The organism is Ornithinibacillus californiensis, from assembly GCF_001038485.1.
GTDB lineage: Bacteria > Bacillota > Bacilli > Bacillales > Amphibacillaceae > Ornithinibacillus > Ornithinibacillus californiensis.
Map to the genome: position 1 here is coordinate 1 of NZ_LDUE01000020.1, position 19,510 is coordinate 19,510.

Annotated in this window: 17 protein-coding genes, 1 riboswitch and 1 other annotated feature; of the genes, 7 read left to right on the forward strand and 10 right to left on the reverse strand. The window is 37.2% G+C overall.

The window, feature by feature from the left end; genetic code table 11:
- Positions 1-587: 587 nt before the first annotated feature.
- Positions 588-1,346: a hypothetical protein gene (locus TE34_RS04500; protein ID WP_047983637.1), complete on the forward strand. Its 759-nt coding sequence runs from the start codon at positions 588-590 to the stop codon at positions 1,344-1,346.
- Positions 1,347-1,400: 54 nt separating this feature from the next.
- Here TE34_RS04500 and leuS read toward each other — a convergent pair whose 3' ends face one another.
- Entirely contained in the window at positions 1,401-3,812 is a 2,412-nt protein-coding gene (gene leuS, locus TE34_RS04505; protein WP_047983638.1) for a leucine--tRNA ligase, read from the reverse strand.
- A 48-nt stretch (positions 3,813-3,860) separates the two neighbouring features.
- Positions 3,861-4,075, reverse strand: a binding site (T-box leader).
- Positions 4,076-4,238: 163 nt separating this feature from the next.
- On the opposite strand from leuS, the gene TE34_RS04510 reads away from it, so the two are divergent.
- Positions 4,239-4,796 carry a tRNA (mnm(5)s(2)U34)-methyltransferase gene (locus TE34_RS04510; RefSeq protein ID WP_047983639.1) on the forward strand — a complete coding sequence of 186 codons (558 nt, stop codon included), beginning with the start codon at positions 4,239-4,241 and terminating at the stop codon, positions 4,794-4,796.
- A gap of 16 nt (positions 4,797-4,812) precedes the next feature.
- A complete protein-coding gene (locus TE34_RS04515) occupies positions 4,813-5,340 on the forward strand; it encodes a gamma carbonic anhydrase (protein ID WP_047983640.1) in 528 nt (175 codons plus the stop codon).
- Positions 5,341-5,408: 68 nt separating this feature from the next.
- Here the strand turns inward: TE34_RS04515 and metK are convergent, their stop codons facing one another.
- Positions 5,409-6,605 (reverse strand): methionine adenosyltransferase, encoded by a 1,197-nt coding sequence (gene metK, locus TE34_RS04520; protein WP_047983641.1) that lies wholly within the window; start codon positions 6,603-6,605, stop codon positions 5,409-5,411.
- A 121-nt stretch (positions 6,606-6,726) separates the two neighbouring features.
- Positions 6,727-6,834: riboswitch (SAM riboswitch) on the reverse strand.
- 214 nt (positions 6,835-7,048) lie between these two features.
- Here metK and pckA point away from each other — a divergent pair.
- From pckA to TE34_RS04540, 4 genes are all read left to right on the forward strand, one after another.
- Positions 7,049-8,635, forward strand: a complete 1,587-nt coding sequence (gene pckA, locus TE34_RS04525; RefSeq protein WP_047983642.1) for a phosphoenolpyruvate carboxykinase (ATP) — start codon at positions 7,049-7,051, stop codon at positions 8,633-8,635.
- Positions 8,636-9,174: 539 nt separating this feature from the next.
- Entirely contained in the window at positions 9,175-10,170 is a 996-nt protein-coding gene (locus TE34_RS04530) for an ABC transporter substrate-binding protein (protein WP_047983643.1), read from the forward strand.
- A gap of 11 nt (positions 10,171-10,181) precedes the next feature.
- Positions 10,182-10,958, forward strand: coding sequence for an ABC transporter ATP-binding protein (locus TE34_RS04535; RefSeq protein ID WP_047983644.1), 777 nt, complete (start codon positions 10,182-10,184; stop codon positions 10,956-10,958).
- A 26-nt stretch (positions 10,959-10,984) separates the two neighbouring features.
- Entirely contained in the window at positions 10,985-11,791 is an 807-nt protein-coding gene (locus TE34_RS04540; RefSeq protein WP_047983645.1) for an ABC transporter permease, read from the forward strand.
- Positions 11,792-11,847: 56 nt separating this feature from the next.
- Here the strand turns inward: TE34_RS04540 and TE34_RS04545 are convergent, their stop codons facing one another.
- The 8 genes from TE34_RS04545 to menD all read right to left on the reverse strand — a co-directional run bounded on the left by TE34_RS04545 (position 11,848) and on the right by menD (position 19,507).
- Positions 11,848-12,585 carry a phosphotransferase family protein gene (locus TE34_RS04545; protein ID WP_047983731.1) on the reverse strand — a complete coding sequence of 246 codons (738 nt, stop codon included), beginning with the start codon at positions 12,583-12,585 and terminating at the stop codon, positions 11,848-11,850.
- Between the two features lie 198 nt (positions 12,586-12,783).
- A complete protein-coding gene (ytkD, locus tag TE34_RS04550) occupies positions 12,784-13,245 on the reverse strand; it encodes an RNA deprotection pyrophosphohydrolase (protein ID WP_047983646.1) in 462 nt (153 codons plus the stop codon).
- Positions 13,246-13,267: 22 nt separating this feature from the next.
- Positions 13,268-13,756 carry a hypothetical protein gene (locus tag TE34_RS04555; RefSeq protein WP_053074974.1) on the reverse strand — a complete coding sequence of 163 codons (489 nt, stop codon included), beginning with the start codon at positions 13,754-13,756 and terminating at the stop codon, positions 13,268-13,270.
- A gap of 106 nt (positions 13,757-13,862) precedes the next feature.
- A complete protein-coding gene (locus TE34_RS04560) occupies positions 13,863-14,183 on the reverse strand; it encodes a hypothetical protein (RefSeq protein ID WP_047983647.1) in 321 nt (106 codons plus the stop codon).
- Positions 14,184-14,248: 65 nt separating this feature from the next.
- Entirely contained in the window at positions 14,249-15,700 is a 1,452-nt protein-coding gene (locus tag TE34_RS04565; protein WP_047983648.1) for an o-succinylbenzoate--CoA ligase, read from the reverse strand.
- A 367-nt stretch (positions 15,701-16,067) separates the two neighbouring features.
- Complete coding sequence (gene menB, locus TE34_RS04570) at positions 16,068-16,886, reverse strand: 1,4-dihydroxy-2-naphthoyl-CoA synthase (RefSeq protein WP_047983649.1); 819 nt, start codon at positions 16,884-16,886, stop codon at positions 16,068-16,070.
- Between the two features lie 69 nt (positions 16,887-16,955).
- Positions 16,956-17,765: a 2-succinyl-6-hydroxy-2,4-cyclohexadiene-1-carboxylate synthase gene (menH, locus tag TE34_RS04575; protein ID WP_047983650.1), complete on the reverse strand. Its 810-nt coding sequence runs from the start codon at positions 17,763-17,765 to the stop codon at positions 16,956-16,958.
- Positions 17,762-19,507 carry a 2-succinyl-5-enolpyruvyl-6-hydroxy-3-cyclohexene-1-carboxylic-acid synthase gene (gene menD / locus TE34_RS04580; protein ID WP_047983651.1) on the reverse strand — a complete coding sequence of 582 codons (1,746 nt, stop codon included), beginning with the start codon at positions 19,505-19,507 and terminating at the stop codon, positions 17,762-17,764. The genes menH and menD overlap by 4 nt, the downstream gene beginning before the upstream one ends.
- Positions 19,508-19,510: the final 3 nt, after the last annotated feature.

Below are 19,510 nucleotides of genomic sequence, written 5' to 3' on the forward strand. Positions count from 1 at the left end.
AGGAAAGTTCTTAGCAAAGAAGCTGCTAGCTTCTGTATTTCATAATTCAAGAAAAAACAGGGTATGTTTCTTCTTGGCATTCGATCAACAAATGCTCTCGCATTAGTTGACTGCATAAGAATAACTAAGACTTCGTCAAGTTATTCTAAACATACTGGTTGTTTTGTTCAGTTTTCAAGGAGCAAAAATGATTGTCGTCTTTTAGCGACAACTTTTATATCATATCACTTCATATAAATTATGTCAACTACTTTTTTTCAACAGATTTGAATGTTTTTTTTAGCAGCTAACATCTTAGCGACAAGTAATACTATATCAAACACACTAGATTATGTCAACTAGGTAATATGAAATTGTACTGTTAAAAATCAAATTTGATTCAATATCGATCAATAACAATAGAATACATATTACACTCCTTTGGAATACTAGTCAATGGTAAAAGCTAAAGTTGTATATCCCATTTTTTCCCATACCTCACGACACTCAATTATAGTATTCAGCCTACCGTAGAAAAGTTCCATTGTATTGCACATTCTGATAATCACACACTATAAAATACTACAACATGAAACTGAGGAGATACCATGAAAAAGATAGCTTGTTCAGCTTATATAATACTATTACTAATACTGGATAATTATTCTATCACAGCAGAAGAAACTGATGTTAATTCTGAACTAGAAGTAATACAAACTTATGAGGAAGATGTAACGGGAAATGGACTAAAGGAGATTATTGAATTGAAGGGGGTATTATTCTCTCCTGAATCGAACTACTATCGAGATATTATCGCAGTGATTACTTCTTCAGAGAATCAGGTTTGGGAAATTCCATACATGGGTGGCTACAACCCCACATTAAAATTTCTCGATTTGAATCATGATAAAGTGAATGATATTTTCTTCCAAAGTGCTACTGGTGGTAGTGGAGGTTTATACCAATATCACCTTCATACATTAATACAAAACAAACTTTCTGAAATACCATTGCCTGAACAGCCCTTTGTAAAAGGAAAGTTTTTAGATGATTTTCAAGTTGAAGTTACAATCTCACCAAATATGGAACCTTCTATTATAAATGTTCAAGATCGCAGGAGTGACTATATACGTTTAGGTATTTACAGTGAAGATGGTAAGTTAACGAAGAATATTTCAGCAATGGTTGATCCAATAGCTTTCCTCGAGCCTAAGTTTATCAGCAAAACTAAAGGCTATGGATTGAAAAGTTTCCAACAAGTAAGTGGTGCCTATCATGCAGATCAATTGGGTACGGTTGAGTCTCTTTGGTATTTCGATCGAGATAAATGGATTCTCCTCCAAACAAAGTGGATGCCTAGTAAATAATAATAAACAAGAGAAGGCTCCTGATATGGTAAAACTATCAGGAGCCTTCTTATGTTAATTTGCTACTATATTAACTAACTTCCCAGGTACTACAACAACTTTTCTAACCGTCTTACCTTCTATCCACTCTTGAATACCTTCGTCAGCAAGAGCTATCTTTTCAAGCTCATCTTTAGAGATATCCTTAGCGACATTTAGTTTAGCTCGTACTTTACCCATAACTTGGATGACGATTTCTACTTCGTCTTCAACTAGTTTGGATTCATCATACGTTGGCCAAGCTTCGTAACTAATTGTTCCTGTATGACCTAGTCGGCTCCAAAGTTCTTCAGAAAGGTGTGGAGCGACTGGTGATAGTAGTTTTACAAAGCCTTCAACATATTCCTTAGGAAGCTTTTCAGACTTGTATCCTTCATTAATGAATACCATCATTTGAGAGATACCGGTATTGAAATGTAGATTTTCAAAGTCCTCAGAAACTTTCTTCACTGTTTCATGATACACCTTTTCCAATTCTGGACCGGTTCCATCAACAATTTTATTCGATAGTGATCCATCTTCATTTATGAATAGACGCCATATTCTATCTAGGAAACGTCTTGCTCCATCCAGTCCATTCGTTGACCAAGCAACAGATGAATCAAGTGGCCCCATAAACATTTCATATAGACGAAGTGTATCCGCTCCGTGTGATGCAATGATATCGTCAGGGTTAACAACATTCCCCTTCGATTTACTCATCTTCTCATTTCCTTCACCCAGTATCATGCCTTGGTTGAATAGTTTCATAAATGGTTCTTTTGTTGGAACTACGCCAATATCATATAGGAATTTATGCCAGAAACGAGCATAAAGCAAGTGAAGTACTGCATGCTCGGCACCTCCAATATAAATATCAATCGGAAGCCATTTTTCCAGCAACTTAGGATCAGCTAGTTTTTCGCTATTATCTGGATCAATATAACGCAAGAAATACCAACAGCTACCTGCCCATTGCGGCATTGTATTTGTTTCACGGCGACCTTTTTTACCTGTAATTGGGTCTACTACATGTACCCATTCACTATTTGCAAGAGGTGATTCCCCCGTACCAGATGGTTTTATATCGGTCATTACTGGAAGTTCCAGTGGCAAATCCTCTTCTGGAACAGTTGTCATCGTACCATCTTCCCAATGAATAACTGGAATTGGCTCACCCCAGTAACGTTGTCTTGAGAATAGCCAATCACGAAGACGGTATGTTACTTTCTTCGTACCTACACTATTCTCCTCTAGCCAAGCGATCATTTTTGAAATTGCTTCTTCTTTACCCAAACCATTTAGGAAATCAGAGTTAATATGTTCCCCATCACCAGTATAGGCTTGCTTAGAAACATCTCCACCAGCAACTACTTCTACAATTGGTAGATCAAACTTCGTAGCAAATTCATAATCTCGTTCATCATGTGCTGGAACAGCCATGATTGCTCCAGTACCATAAGTCATGAGTACATAATCTGCAATCCAAATTGGCATTTTTGCTTTTGTTACCGGATTAATGGCATATGCACCACTAAATACCCCAGTCTTATCTTTTGCCAGATCTGTTCTTTCTAGGTCAGATTTAGTCTGTACCGCATCCAAATACTTAGTAACAGCTTCCTTTTGCTCCGGTGTAGTAATCTTTTGGACAAATGGATGTTCCGGCGCAAGTACGGCGTATGTTGCTCCAAACAATGTATCAGGACGAGTTGTGAATACCGTAAACGTTTCTTCATGTCCATCAATGTTAAAGGTAACCTCTGCACCTTCCGAACGCCCAATCCAGTTACGCTGCATATCTTTAATACTTTCTGGCCAGTCTAGTTCTTCTAAATCATCAAGAAGTCTATCGGCATAAGCAGTAATCTTAAGCATCCATTGTTTCATCGGTTTTCGAACAACTGGATGTCCCCCACGCTCACTTTTACCATCGATTACTTCTTCATTCGCAAGAACCGTACCTAGTGCTGGACACCAGTTAACAGCAACTTCATCCACGTAAGCAAGACCTTTTTCATATAGCTTTGTAAAGATCCATTGTGTCCACTTGTAATAGTTAGGATCCGTTGTATTAACTTCACGATCCCAATCATAAGAAAATCCTAGTTCCTGAATTTGTCGTTTAAATGTATTGATATTTTTCTGTGTAAATTCTGCTGGGCTGTTACCTGTGTCTAGCGCATATTGTTCTGCTGGTAGTCCAAAAGCATCCCACCCCATCGGATGAAGCACTTCAAAACCTTGCATGCGTTTCATTCTAGAAAGAATATCTGTAGCTGTATAACCTTCAGGGTGACCTACGTGAAGCCCAGCACCTGATGGATATGGAAACATATCTAACGCGTAAAATTTTTCTTTATCAGATGATGTGTCTGTCTTAAAAGTTTTATTTTCAAGCCAATGTTTTTGCCATTTTTTTTCAATTTCTTGATGACTAAAGCTCATGTTATTTCCTCCTTTTTATATAAAAATAAAAAAAGCCTCTCATCCCAATAAAGGGACGAGAAGCTGTATTTCCCGCGGTACCACCCAAATTAACGAATTAATCGTTCACTTGTATCCTTAACGCGGATTAACGGCAGAAACTACTAACGTTCACCTCTGCAGCATAAAAGGCGAGTTCATAATTACTCGGGGACAATTTCCACCAACCATTGTCTCTCTTAACCTCGAGTTGAATTACTACTATTCCTTCTCAACGCTTTTCATTATTAAATTGAATTGTAATGAATACTACTAGCTTTGTCAAGATATTCCTTTTTTATAATAGTACTTTATGAAATCCTTACAAGAATGTACATGACATTTGATTTTATTAAAATGTTTTTACATGATATTCTAATATCAGACTGAATTTTGAGGGGTACTAAGATGAAAAGTATTTTAAATTTTTCCCATCACTTATTGGAGGAAATTATTACTCCTGGTGAGACGGTTATAGATGCTACGAGTGGTAATGGAAATGATACATTATTCTTAAGTAAATTAGTAGGTGAAACTGGAGAAGTAATTGCATTTGATATTCAAGAACAAGCAATTGATAATACGGATCAATTATTAATGGAAAATAACTGTTCTAACGTTTCATTAATATTAGACAGTCATGAGAATATTGGTGATTATTTATTTGAGGATATAGAGATTGGTGGAGCTATCTTCAATCTAGGGTATTTGCCGAAAAGTGATAAATCAATTATTACTAAAGGAAAATCTACTATTAAAGCTATTGATACGTTACTAGAACATCTAAAGAAAAATGGAAGAATTATTCTTGTCGTTTATTATGGTCATGAAGGTGGCGAAGAAGAGAAAAATAGTATTCTCAAACATGTAATGTCACTCGACCAGAAAAAATATAGTGCATTGCAATATGGATTCATAAACCAGAAGAACAACCCACCATTTATTATAGCGATTCAGAAAAAGTAGATGAGGAGGAGTTACTATGATTCATCATTACAAAGGTATATCACCTACCATTCATCCATCGGTTTTCGTTTCTAAGGATGCAGTAATAGTTGGGGATGTTACGATAGATGAAGATTCTAGTATTTGGTTTAAAACCGTTATTAGAGGTGATGTTGCACCTACTAGAATCGGGAAAAGAGTTAGCATTCAGGACTTATCTATGCTTCATCAAAGTCCAAACAATACTCTTATTATTGAAGACGATGTTACTGTTGGACACCAAGTCACTTTACACTCTGCCATCGTAAGGAAAAATGCGTTAATAGGTATGGGATCAATCATTTTAGATGGTGCAGAAATTGGAGAAAGCGCCTTTGTAGGTGCGGGAAGTTTAGTCCCACCTGGCAAAAAAATACCGCCCCATACGCTAGTAATGGGACGTCCAGCGAAAGTAGTACGTGAACTGACCGAAGCTGATTATAAAGAAATGGAACGAGTACGTAACTCGTACGTTGAAAAGGGTCAATATTATAAGCAACAAACAGAATTAGGATTAGAATTTTAAGTTATCAAAAAAGCTTAGAGCATCACGTCAAGTTACGGGTGTTCTAAGCTTTCTTTCATTATTTGCAATTATTTAGTTTGTTCTCTTAATGCTTCTACTTTATCAGTCTTCTCCCATGGAAACTCCACATCAGTTCTACCAAAGTGGCCATAGGCAGCAGTTTGCTTATAAATTGGTTGTTGTAAATTTAACATGCGAATGATACCTGCTGGACGTAGATCAAAAATGTTACGTACCGCGTTTACAAGTTCTTCCTCACTAACGACACCAGTACCGAATGTGTTTATTGCAATCGAGACAGGTTCCGCTACTCCAATTGCATAGGCTAGTTGAACTTCACAGGAATCAGCTAGTTTAGCTGCAACAATATTTTTGGCTACATAACGTGCCGCATAAGCAGCTGAACGGTCCACTTTCGTTGAATCCTTGCCACTGAATGCTCCACCGCCATGACGAGCATAGCCACCGTACGTATCAACAATAATTTTTCTTCCAGTTAACCCTGCATCACCTTGTGGTCCACCAATTACAAATCGCCCAGTCGGGTTAATGAAGTATTTCGTTTGTTCATCTAATAATTCAGATGGAACAACAGGTTTAATAACATGTTCAAGCAAATCTTTCTCAATTTGTTCCAATGTTGCACTTTGAGAGTGTTGTGTAGAAATGACAATCGTATCTACTCGTACTGGTTGATCATTTTCATCATACTCAATTGTAACTTGTGTTTTTCCATCTGGACGAAGGTATGGTAATGTTTGATCTTTACGTACATCACTTAGACGTTTAGATAGCTTATGAGCAAGAGAAATTGGTAAAGGCATTAATTCTTCTGTTTCGTTACATGCATAACCAAACATCAAACCTTGATCTCCAGCTCCGATTGCATCGATTTCACTCTCTGTCATTTTCCCTTGGCGAGCTTCTAAAGCTTTGTTTACTCCCCCCGCAATATCAGGTGATTGCTCATCAATTGCAGTAAGCACTGCGCATGTATCAGCATCAAATCCGTATTTTGCACGGGTATAGCCAATATCTTTAATTGTTTGTCTTACGACTGCAGGAATATCAACATACGTTGACGTAGTAATTTCACCTGCAACTAGAACTAGGCCCGTTGTAACGGTTGTTTCACATGCAACCCTAGCTACAGGGTCCTTTTTTAATATTTCATCTAAAATAGCGTCAGAAATTTGATCACAAATTTTATCTGGATGTCCTTCTGTTACTGACTCAGAAGTAAATAATCGACGATTTTTAGCCATTAGGCTAAATCCTCCCTCTATATTCTTGGTACGGAACTCACATAGTTATCAGATAGTATATCCTTAATCAATAAAAAAAGCCCTTCCTTCTTACATGAGGAAAGGGATTACTGGCCTTTCGCTCTTATTGTTCAAGGAATTTTTCCTTGCCTCAGGTTAGCACCTTTTCACCGCAGTGATGGTTGCCGGGTTTCATCGGGTCTGTCCCTCCACCAACTCTGAATAAGAGAGTATCCGCTCATTTTAAGATTAACTGAATCAATTGTCCTATGTCAACCGTATAATCCAGTGTCACTAAATTTTAATAAAATAATACAATAAAAAATAATAAATAGTATGGACTATTAGTTTGAATGTGTTATACTAATAATTAATTTCAGGAAATATATGTATTGGATGATTAATCTTCAATTAAACTCTCAAAATAAAGGTAGGTAATTTTAATGAATACAGTAATGAAAACCTCATTATTGGAAGAACTTCTCACACAGAAAAATGTTAGGCAAAATTTATCTGTTGCAAGTTTAGTTGAAAAGGTGCTTTCACGAAATGAAGGGATATTATCAAATACAGGTGCTGTACTTGCTACTACCGGTAAATATACTGGACGTTCCCCAGAGGATAAATTCATTGTAAAGGATTCCATATCAGAAAGTAAAGTAGATTGGGGTAAAGTTAACCAACCAATTGAAGAAGAAATTTTTGAAAAACTATACGCAAAAGTGATTGGACACCTTAAGGAAAAAGATGAGGTTTTTGTTTTTGACGGATTTGCTGGAGCAGATCAGAACTACCAATTACCAATTCAAGTAATCAATGAATTTGCTTGGCATAACTTATTTGCAAAACAATTATTCATTCGTCCTACTGAAGAACAATACGCTTCTCACGATCCATCTTTCACAGTTATTTCTGCCCCAACTTTCAAAGCAGATCCTAGTGTTGATGGTACTAATTCAGAGGCATTTATTCTAGTTTCCTTTAAACATAAAGTGATTCTAATCGGTGGTACGGAATATGCTGGAGAAATTAAAAAATCAATCTTCTCTATCATGAATTTCTTACTACCTGAACAAAATATTTTATCAATGCACTGTTCTGCTAACGTTGGCAACGAAGGTGATGTAGCATTATTCTTCGGATTATCTGGTACAGGGAAAACGACATTATCTGCAGACCCCTACCGTAAGCTAATCGGTGATGATGAGCATGCGTGGAGTTCAAGTGGTGTCTTCAATATTGAAGGTGGTTGCTATGCAAAATGCATTAACCTTTCAGAAGAAAAAGAACCACAAATCTTTAATGCAATCCGTTTTGGTTCCGTATTAGAAAACGTAGTACTTGAAGAAGACTCTCGCACACCAGATTATGATAATACAACATTAACGGAGAATACGAGAGCTGCTTACCCATTAGAGCATATTGAAAATATCGTTGATCCAAGTATTGCAGGACATCCAAATACAATTATATTCTTAACAGCTGACGCTTCTGGTACATTACCACCAATTAGTAAATTAACGAAAGAACAAGCGATGTACCATTTCCTTAGTGGGTACACAAGTAAACTAGCTGGAACAGAACGTGGAGTAACGGAACCACAAGCAACTTTCTCTGCTTGTTTTGGTGCCCCATTCCTTCCACTTCCACCTGCTACTTATGCAAAGATGTTAGGAGAAAAGATAGATCAATATAATACAAATGTCTTTTTAATTAACACCGGATGGACAGGTGGTTCTTATGGTGTTGGAAACCGCATTAAGCTCTCTTATACTAGAGCAATGGTTCATGCAGCACTAGAAGGTGAGCTAAATAAAGTGGAAACAATAAAAGACGAGATTTTCGGACTTGAAATACCTGCACATGTTGCTGGTGTACCTGATGAAGTATTAACACCAAAAAACACATGGGCAGATAAAGAAGCTTATGAATCTGCTGCAAAAGAACTTGCTAGTAAGTTCCATGAAAACTTTACGAAGTTCTCTCATGTCAGCCCAGAAATCGCTTCAGCAGGTCCTAGCTACAAATAATGTGAGCTTGTCCTCATCCCAAGAGGGTTTATATATGAAAAGCGTAACTTATGTTACATTCCTTACCGACCTTTACCAAGGTCGGTTTTTTCTTTTACTATGATTAGATTGCACTAATCCTTATCATCATATCGTCACTGTAACAATGATGAAATGATTTTAAGAACCTCTATTAACTTTACTTTACTTCCAATTAGAAGTCGAAATGATGTTTAGAACCCTCCTTAGCTTTACTTCAGTCCATATGCATGTCCGAATTGATGTTAAGAGCCCCTATTAACATCACTACATCATTAATACAATACTGAAATGATGTTAACAAAATTCTTAGATACTGCACCAAGAACCCCCTCATCACTATAATTTTCCAAAAATTATATAGGCATTCACACATTTTTTTCACCAAGCATACACTGTGGTTAGAAAACTTGGTGTTCTCATGTAGCCTGAGAATCCTGTTCTTGATCACTTTACACAAAAGGAAAGTAAGTACTTTCCATTTTGCATAAAAATTCTCGATGTTGAAAGGGTCGAATGAAATGAGAAAAATTAAATTGTTGGCGTTCGTATCTATAATTTTACTTTTATTCCTTTCCGCATGTGGTTCCAGTAGTGAAAATGCAACCATTAAGCTTGGAGAGGTTACACGCTCTTTATTCTATGCGCCTCAATATGTGGCAATAGAAAAAGGATTTTTCGAAGAGGAAGGTTTAGATGTAGAACTGCAAACTACCTGGGGTGGGGACAAAACAATGACAGCCCTATTATCAGACGGCATTGATGTTGCCCTAGTTGGTTCAGAAACATCTATTTACGTTTATGCACAGGATTCTAAAGATTTTGCCGTTAACTTTGCACAACTAACACAAACTGATGGTACATTTCTAGTGGCAAAAGAGGAACACCCAGATTTTGAATGGGAAGATTTAAATGACTCTAACTTTCTTGGCCAACGTAAAGGCGGAATGCCTCAAATGGTTGGAGAATTTGTTTTAAAGCAGCACGGTATTGATCCACATAATGATTTGAATCTATCGCAAAATATAGAGTTTGCAAATATTCCTGGTGCATTCCTATCCGGAGATTATGAATATGTTCAATTATTCGAGCCAACAGCAAGTGTCTTTGAAAAAGAAGGAAATGGTCATGTAATAGCTTCCTTCGGTGAAGAATCAGGTCATGTGCCATACACTGTATTTATGTCAAAACAAAGTTATATCAGAGACAATAAAGAAAATGTTGAGAAATTTACTAGAGCCATCTATAAGGCTCAACAGTGGGTACAAGAAACGGATTCTGCTGAGATAGCAGAGACCATTCAAGGTTATTTTGAAGATGTTGATTTAGATATATTAACTTCTTCCATTGAACGTTATAAGAGCCAAGGTTCTTTTGCTACAGATCCGATTTTAGATGAAGAGGAATGGAACAACTTAAAAAACATTATGGAAGAAGCAGGGGAATTACCTGATGGCGAGATTTCTTACGAAGAGTTAGTAAATACAGAAATAGCAGAGGACGTCATCAAGAACTAAGGAGGGAAACCATGTCCTTTCTAACCTTAGAAAATGTAACGCATCATTACTTTACAAAGAATGATTATACCAAAGCATTGGATGACATCTCTTTCTCTGTTAAAGAGGGAGAGTTTGTTTCCTTACTAGGTCCCAGTGGATGCGGTAAATCAACGATACTATCGATAGTATCAGGTATTATGAAGCAAACATCAGGGAAAGTACTATTGGATAATAAATCAATTGATGAATCAGAACTTGCAATTGGCTATATGTTGCAGCAAGATTACCTTTTCCCTTGGAAAACAATATTAGATAATGTTTTACTTGGGCCAACCATCCAAAATAATGTGAATGAGGAATTAAAAGAAAAAGCGAGGGAGTTACTTCGAGAGGTTGGACTAAAGAATGTAGAAAATCAATATCCTTCCTCATTATCAGGTGGTATGCGTCAACGTGTTGCACTAGTTAGAACCTTGATTACAGACCCTAAAGTACTGTTATTAGATGAACCTTTTTCCGCTCTTGATTTCCAGACAAAGTTGAAACTTGAAGATCTAGTTTTTAAATTGCTACATGCGTATCACAAAACAGCTATTTTAGTAACGCACGATATAGGTGAAGCAATAGCTATGAGTGATCGAATTATTGTCATGAGTGCAAACCCTGGCAGTATATCTAAAACATTTGAAGTTCCGATTGAACTAAGGAATGAACTACCCTTCCTTGTTCGTAGACACCCTAAATACCAATCAATTTTTGATAAAGTTTGGGAGGAGTTAAACAAAAATGAAGCACAAACTGTTTAACCCCTCTCAAGAAAGGGGATGTCGTCATGTCTAATAACGAAGACCGCCTTTTATTTGAAAAGCATAAGCAAAGTTTAAAACAGGAGAAAAGAATTGTATTCATATGGCAAGCATTGATATTGGTGTGTTTCTTTGGACTATGGGAACTTGCTAGTAGATTGAATTGGATTGATCCATTACTCTTTAGCTCACCTAGTAAAGTTATTAATCTATTGATTAGTAAGTTTTCAGATGGATCCATGATAACCCATACGTATGTGACGCTATTTGAAACACTTCTTGGTTTCGTAATCGGTACCTTACTAGGAATTTTACTCGCTTCACTACTATGGTCATCCACTAGATTTTCCAAAATAGCAGATCCTTATCTTGTCATCCTGAATGCAATGCCGAAAGTTGCTTTGGGGCCGATTATCATTGTAGCTTTAGGTCCAGGATATGTTTCCATTGTTGCAATGGGAGCTATTATTTCCATCATTATCACGACAATTGTTGTCTATACCGGCTATCGTGAAGTTGACCCTAATTATGAAAAAGTATTGAGAAGCTTTGGTGCTACTCGCTGGCAATGTTTTAAATCAGCAGTTTTCCCTGCCAATCTACCCGTTATGATTTCAACCTTGAAGGTGAATGTAGGTTTGTCTTGGGTTGGTGTTATTGTTGGAGAATTCCTTGTATCGAAAGAAGGTTTAGGATACTTGATTGTGTACGGATTCCAAGTATTTGATTTCTCACTTGTCATGGCTGCGTTAATTCTAATTGCCATCTTTGCTGCGATTATGTATAAGGTCGTAGAAAGAATTGAAGGTTGGTTGATTAAGCATACAACTTAAATATATAAAATGGCGTAGTTCTACTGAGACTACGCCTTTATTTGTTATTCACTAACTCACTCATAATAACTACTAACAATTTGCAGCAATCTACCTTGATTTTCGGATGGGACAATTTCAGCAAGTCTAGCACCTGCTATTATTGGTGCCCATTCAAAAATATCCTCTCTCGATACGCCACTTTTTTCACAATAAAGATTAAGATAGAGTTCAGCTAACTCTAATGAATGCTGGGAATACAACAGATAGGTCCGATACACATCTGCTCGAATATCACCTACACTTGAATCCACCCAATCAATAATAACTATTTGTTTATCCTCTGTTAAAATTAAATTATATAAATGAAAATCCCCATGACAAAGCCTTGGTTCAAATTTCATTTGATCTAGTTTCTTTAACAAGTAAGCTTTTTGTTGTTCATTTAACCTATCTACATATTGAATTTGGCGAATTAGTTTTTTAGAAATTGGTTCTAAAGAATCTGTCGTAATTTCGTGAATCTTTCTTTGTATGTCAATTGAGATTTCTAAGTAGTAAGCTGCATTGTTCTTTTCTAACATCAGTAAATCTCCCAATGTTTTCCCCTTTATGTATTCCATGATTAAGGCTGGTTTACCATCTATTTTAGTTACATCGATAACCTTGGGTACGGGAAGCCCACTGGAATAGGCAATGTTCTGTTTTGAAGCTTCGTAAGCTGCCTCAGATTCATGAAAATTATCGCGGAATACTTTTAGGATTTGATTTTCATGAAGGTATATTTTAGCCGTATTCCCTGTAGCGATTGGCATATCTAAATTGAGTTGCTTAGCCACTTAAACACCTACCTTTTAATCTTTTCACTATAAATAATAACCTTCTTGCCTAGATTGTAAAAACTAACATAAATAGATCACCAATTTTTAATATTATAAAAATTATATCAGTAAAACACTTGGACTGGAAATTATTCTCATTTAAATAAAAACACCTCAAGCCTTGAGGTGTTTTTATTTATTTAACTTCTCTAAACAATAGGTTAAAACATCATCCTTCATAATAAAACTAAATTTATTATTGTATTTTACGTTATTAGGAATCGTTTCAAGAAGAACGGGGCCTTCCGTTTCATAGTAGGTATCTTGTACTTCTAAGGACTCTACTTCTGCATAATATACATTTTTAATAACATGTCCTGCTTTCCCTGCCACATGATACTGCCCTAAGTAATTAATTTCTTTAATCGTACCGCCAGTTTCTTCCATTACTTCTCGATGTGCTGCATCTTCAGGACTCTCACCTTCTTCCACTTTTCCACCGGGAAACTCTAGACCACGGTCCTTGTGCTTTGTTAACAACCATTTCTCTTCAAATCGGCATATTACCCAGACATGCTTTGGATTATTCGAAAATGGACGGTCACTAAAAGAAAATCGAATCTCATTTTGATAAAAATCTCTAAATGTAAACATAATTCAGCTACCTTCAACGTTATCATTGATGTGTTATATTTGTAATCTTCCATTCCTGGTCTGCAAATGTGAACTCAATTTCTAAACTGTAATCTCCGTACAGTTCAGATTGATTTTTTTGCTGAACCAAGACTTTATTATTCTCTAATTGTATCACATCATATTCATTCTGTTTATCAAACCATGGTGGTGTTTCTGTAGGAATTATATATAATGCCCCATTTTTTTCATGAAAATAATAATCAACATATGGTTTTACGACTTCTTCGCTAATAACACTCTTAAATACCTCTATTAATGATGCTTTATTGTGATGATCCTTAACTTGGTAATTTTCATCTGTTTTTTGGACCAGAATGTCCATAAAGTTATCAGTTAACTGTACAATTTGATCATGGGTAATAGCATATTGGGTATCGTTCTGTTCTTCTCCATTTCCTGGTTTAGCTGATGATGGAAGGACAATGGCAATACATAAGCTAATCACAATAAGTATTATACTTAATCTCATCAATCTACTTCCCCCTATAACTTGCTACTTCTACTATTCCCTCTAATCTACTAATATTAAACAAAGTAAAAAGGAATAAGATGTTTTATCCTATTCCCAGGTTCTCTTAAATATGATTTTCTCCTAATATTCCTATACTTTCGATATGACTTTTTGCAGTATCATCGCCTAGCTCATACAACATTTGATAGACTTCTACCATCTCCGAATCATAGTCATCATTCGCCCTATCATTGTGATATGGAACGATTGGAACGTGCGCCCTCCAAAAGCTTTGCTGCGAAGAGTCATGCATGTTGGTTAATTTTGCCCTTAGAATAGCCACTTCATCAGCCGTTGCATGAATGGTGAAGCTATCATTATTTTGGTATTTTTCTTGTGAAATCTCACCACTACCGATTTCTACATAGTATTTCTTTTTCTCCATATAACACACCTCCTAGTTTTAATTTGGCTTAAAACAGGAAAAGAATGTATGAAGTGAATGAACTCTTAACGAAGTAAGTCTAATAATTTATTTCGTAGCAGCTTGTTGGATGCATTTCTAGGTAAACTATTTATAATGTGAATCTCTTTAGGAAGCTTATACTTTGCTAACTTTTGCTGAGCAAAATTGAGTATTTCCTCCTTTGAAATAGTATTATTGTTAGGTACAATAAACGCAATTGGCACTTGGCCCCAATGATCATCTGGTTTACCAGTAACACCAACTTCTTTTATACCGTCAAATGCCAATAATACACTTTCTATTTCAGATGGATAAATATTCTCACCACCTGAAATGATTAAATCCTTTCTACGGTCCACTACAAACAAGAATCCTTCATCATCTACGTACCCTAAATCCCCAGTTGAAAGCCAACCATCATTGAAACTATTTTGATTAGCTTCTTGGTTATTATAATAACCTTTTGTAACCATTGGACCTTTAACAAGAATCTCACCAATCTCTTCTGGCTCACAATCCTTAATTTGAATTTGCGCTGGAAATAGAGCCTTTCCAGCAGAACCTATTTTTTCTAAAGCGTCACGAGGACTAAGTGTGACAACTTGAGAAGAAGTTTCCGTCATGCCGAAAGATTGAAACACTGGGATACTTTTTTCTTTTGCTTTTTCTAATAAAGGAACAGGGGCTGGACCGCCTCCCAAGAGCATGCAACGAAAATGACTAGGGAATTGGTTATCTTTTAATAATTCTAGTATGCGTTGGACCATCACTGTTACCACTGAAGCTATCGTTACACCTCGATTTTGAATGGCGTTTAGCACGACTTGTTCATCAAATCTCTCCAATAAATATACCGGCATACCATAGATAACACTCTTAAGAAAAATCGACAGTCCCCCAACATGGAAAAATGGTAACACAGCAAGCCATTTATCAGATTCCGTTAGTCCGAGGTTTAATGCAGACCCTACAGCACTCCACCAATGGTTCCCATACGAATGGATGACACCTTTTGGAAACCCAGTAGTTCCAGATGTATAAATGATAGTAAATGGATCATCCAGATTTATTTCTGTCAGAAGCTCTATTTCTAGTTGTGGTTTGCTTTCTACTTGAGAAAAGCTGTTAACCAGATCTACTTTTAGCTCTTTCGCTTGATCTATTAGATTGTCTTGTGTAATAACTGTATGTACATCGGCATCCTTAACCTGATAATTTAACTCTTCAGCCGTTAATCTTGTATTTAATAACACTGCCACCGCACCTAGATAACTTAGGGCATGCACAGCAACAATCATAGTTGGATGGTTATTTGATAATATTCCTATATGGCTTCCCTTATTAACCCCAAGGGAAGCTAATTGTTTTGCGAAGCTTTGACTTTTATTCATTAACTCGGAAAATGAAATTGTAGTACCGTCTACTAGCTCCATTGCAGGCTGATTGGGAGAAAGAAATGCTTGCTTTGTCAGCCAGTGTGGTATTACTTCTGCCATATATATCACCTCAATTTAAAAGAAAGAGGATGGGACAAACACAAGTATTTTAACTAAAGAAAATGCTATCTTGTCGCTCCAACCCCGCTCCGGAAATATACTCCGCTTTCCGCGGGCGGCTGGTGAGCCAGGCTGCTACATGAATTGACTTCTTTGCAGCCTTGCACCGAGGAAGCATTCTGCGTAGCGATACTTGCAGACGCAGGTGCATTCTCGGGGTCTCACCGATGCCTTTCCTCCCGCAGGAGTCTGCGTATATTTCCGGAGCTAAATTGTGCAAGGTTCATCTTTAGATAAAAACTTATGAGTATTGTCCCAGCCTCTTTTACGTTGGCATATTTAAGATTGATTAATCAATACCCATGAATCAAGGGAAACGTGGGAATTGACCAAAGTCTGGCTTTCTTTTCTCCTTGAATGCATCTCTACCTTCTTTTGCTTCATCGGTTGTGTAGTAAAGAAGCGTTGCATCTCCGCCCATTTGTTGCAGACCTGCTAAGCCATCAGTAGCTGCATTAAAGGATGCTTTTAAGAATCGTAGTGCAGTTGGTGATTTTTCTAAGATCTCTTCACACCATTGTAACGTTTCTTCTTCTAATTTCTCTAATGGTACTACTTTGTTTACCATGCCCATTTCATATGCTTCTTCCGCATTATATTGACGGCATAAATACCAAATTTCACGTGCACGTTTTTGACCAACCATTTCTGCTAGTAGTCCTGCACCATAACCTGCATCGAAGCTACCAACTTTTGGTCCAGTTTGTCCAAATTTTGCATTGTCTGCAGCGATTGTTAAATCACATACGACGTGAAGGACATGGCCACCACCAATTGCATAACCTGCTACCATTGCAATAACTGGTTTAGGGATGGTACGAATTAAGCGTTGTAAGTCTAATACATTAAGACGCGGAATCTGGTCTGTTCCAACATATCCTCCGTGACCTCGAACGGATTGGTCTCCCCCAGAACAAAATGCTAGATCACCTGCACCTGTAAGGATAATCACTCCTACAGATGAATCATCACGAGCATCTGCAAAAGCATCAATCATCTCATTTACAGTTCTTGGTGTGAAAGCATTGCGCTTTTCAGGTCGATTAATGGTTACTTTTGCAACACCATTATATTTTTCATAAATTATTTCTTCATAATCACGAACTTTTTCCCATTGTACAGTCATGGAAATCCTCCTTAAATTGCTATGTATTTAGCTTTCGCTATGTTTCTCTTATGCAATCTGGAAAGAATTTTACACTTTCCTATTTGCTAAAATAAACTCCTCTACTATTTTACCAAAAAATGCTGGTCTTTCCACATGAATTGCATGTCCTGCATTTTCTACTACCTTCAATTTACTGTTAGAAAGGGATTCATGCATCTTTTTATTTAATTGAATAAATTTATTATCCTTCTCCCCAACAAGTAATAAAACTGGTTTTGTTACACTTGACAGTTTCCCCCACCAATTAGGTTGACTCCCGGTACCCATACCTCGTAGTGATAAGGCTAGTCCTTCTTTTGTCTGGGAAAGCCGTTCATTTCGCACTTCAGCAACAACATCCTCCGGTAGACTTTTCTGCGTTTCAAACAGTGGAATCTTTTCCCAAAAATCAATGAAAGCTTTAACGCCATTTGCTTCAAGTTTAATTGCTAGATTTTCATCATTGGCCATTCTACCAATACGTTCCTCTTCTGTTGCAAGGCCAGGAGAGGAACTTTCTAGTATAAGCGACTTCAACTGTTCCTGAAAATACATCGCGTAGGTGAGGGCTGTTCTACCTCCCATCGAGTACCCAACTAAATGAAAACTGTTTACTCCAGCATCTGTTAAGATAGCATGAAGATCGTAACAACATTGCTCCATGGAGATAGGTGAAGGTGTGATCGTTCGTCCATGGCCTGGTAAATCGATTACTATTATTTTGAATTCTGATTGGTACTTCTCGACAAAATACTTCCACGTCTTCGTACTTCCAGTAAAACCATGTAGCAAGACTACTGCTTCACCATTACCATAGACTTCATACCAATATTGGCAATCTCTAATTACTTTTCTCACTGGAACACCGACTTTAGTATTTCTTCCTCAATACCTTTCCAAAGGTCACGATGCCAGTGAAGATTCTCCGTTCGATCCGTTTTTACTTCTACAACAGACAACCCTTTTTCACCATAACTCTTTAATAACGCTTCTTTTAATTCGTTAGGGCTCTTCGGATTATGATAAGACCCCCCATACATTTCAATCGCCTGTTTGAATTCTATATCCAACGGTGTACCAAACAATGCTTCAAAGTGTTTTTCACTTGATACTTGTGGTAAAAATGAAAAGATTCCCCCTCCATTATTATTGACAACTAATATTGTAATGTCGAGGTTATATTGTTTAGCAGCAAGCAAACCGTTCATATCATGGTAAAAGGATAAATCACCTAATAACAATGTAACAGGTTGGCCAGAAGCCGAAGCCCCAATACCACTAGAAACCATACCATCAATACCATTCGCTCCACGATTAGCAAGTAAGGTTAGTTTCTTCTCACCTGTCTGTAAAAACGTATCCACATCGCGAATAGCCATACTGTTACCAACATATAGACTGCTATTATCCGGTACGACATCAACTAACTGTCTTACCGCTTCTCCTTCTGTAAGCGAACCATCGGAAGAAGTTGCTAAATGAGATTTCACTATCTTATTCATTTCTTTCCACGTATTTAACCATTCCGTCTCATCTGCATGTACTGAGGAACCTGCTTCTAATAGGTCTGAACAAAAGGAGATTGGGTCAGCAATAATAAATTCTGTTGGATTACCAACTGGTTCCCGATACCCTTCATGCTCCTCGATGACGTACTGATTTACATCAGGATTATCCTTCAAGTAAAAAAGATAAGCCTTCGACACAGGCATTGCTCCGAAACGCAGTATGTAATCTGGCTTTAGCGCTTTCCTTATCTTTTCATTCCGTAGAAATGCATCATAGCCTTCAATAATATTAGTTGTTGAGTGTGTACCAGTTCTTAGCTGCGAAAGTGGATCTGCTAACACAGGAACGCCCAAGCTCTCAGCTAGAATGGAGACTGCTTCTGCAACATCTTCATCCACTTGTGGACCACACACGATAACGCCTTTCTTATTGGCGTATAATTTATTAGCAAAGTGCTTCAGAAATCCTTCAGAAAGCTTCTTATTTCCTTCATGCCATATCGTAAATGGTTCTCGTAGAGGCTCTCCCCACACATTTTCTAGAGAGAAATCGGGAACTAGCGGCTCTCGAAAAGGAAAATTCAAGTGAACGGGACCAGGATTCCCGGTTGAAGCTTCATTGACAGCACGGGCTGCTCTTGTTCTAGCATAACGTAACATACCTTCACTTGATTCAGGCAAAGCCATCTCATGGAAGTTCTTCACATAGTCTCCATAAAGCCTTATTTGATCGATAGCTTGAGGAGCACCAATGTCTCGTAGTTCATGTGGTCTGTCAGCTGTTAAAGCAATTAGGGGAACTCTACTCTGGTGTGCCTCTACTATCGCAGGAAAATAATTTGCCGCTGCTGTACCTGATGAACAAACTAGTGCAACAGGTCGCTTTGTTTGTTTAGCTAATCCTAAGCCAAAAAAAGCAGCCGAACGTTCATCAAGCACAATCCATTCTTTAATATCTGGATGCTCAGCAATAGTCATCGCTAATGGTGTTGAGCGTGACCCAGGAGAAATAACAACATCGGTTAATCCGCTTTTAGATAGTTCATCGACAAAGTTGGCTATGTATCTAGTTAAGTCTTCAATATGGTTCATTAT

Coding starts and splice junctions, on each gene's coding strand:
- leuS (WP_047983638.1), bottom strand. CDS start 3,812: ATGAGCTTTAGTCATCAAGAAATTGAAAAAAAATGGCAAAAACATTGG.
- TE34_RS04510 (WP_047983639.1), top strand. CDS start 4,239: ATGAAAAGTATTTTAAATTTTTCCCATCACTTATTGGAGGAAATTATT.
- TE34_RS04540 (WP_047983645.1), top strand. CDS start 10,985: ATGTCTAATAACGAAGACCGCCTTTTATTTGAAAAGCATAAGCAAAGT.
- TE34_RS04555 (WP_053074974.1), bottom strand. CDS start 13,756: ATGAGATTAAGTATAATACTTATTGTGATTAGCTTATGTATTGCCATT.
- TE34_RS04545 (WP_047983731.1), bottom strand. CDS start 12,585: ATGCCAATCGCTACAGGGAATACGGCTAAAATATACCTTCATGAAAAT.
- TE34_RS04530 (WP_047983643.1), top strand. CDS start 9,175: ATGAGAAAAATTAAATTGTTGGCGTTCGTATCTATAATTTTACTTTTA.
- TE34_RS04535 (WP_047983644.1), top strand. CDS start 10,182: ATGTCCTTTCTAACCTTAGAAAATGTAACGCATCATTACTTTACAAAG.
- ytkD (WP_047983646.1), bottom strand. CDS start 13,245: ATGTTTACATTTAGAGATTTTTATCAAAATGAGATTCGATTTTCTTTT.
- TE34_RS04565 (WP_047983648.1), bottom strand. CDS start 15,700: ATGGCAGAAGTAATACCACACTGGCTGACAAAGCAAGCATTTCTTTCT.
- TE34_RS04560 (WP_047983647.1), bottom strand. CDS start 14,183: ATGGAGAAAAAGAAATACTATGTAGAAATCGGTAGTGGTGAGATTTCA.
- metK (WP_047983641.1), bottom strand. CDS start 6,605: ATGGCTAAAAATCGTCGATTATTTACTTCTGAGTCAGTAACAGAAGGA.
- menD (WP_047983651.1), bottom strand. CDS start 19,507: ATGAACCATATTGAAGACTTAACTAGATACATAGCCAACTTTGTCGAT.
- TE34_RS04515 (WP_047983640.1), top strand. CDS start 4,813: ATGATTCATCATTACAAAGGTATATCACCTACCATTCATCCATCGGTT.
- menB (WP_047983649.1), bottom strand. CDS start 16,886: ATGACTGTACAATGGGAAAAAGTTCGTGATTATGAAGAAATAATTTAT.
- TE34_RS04500 (WP_047983637.1), top strand. CDS start 588: ATGAAAAAGATAGCTTGTTCAGCTTATATAATACTATTACTAATACTG.
- pckA (WP_047983642.1), top strand. CDS start 7,049: ATGAATACAGTAATGAAAACCTCATTATTGGAAGAACTTCTCACACAG.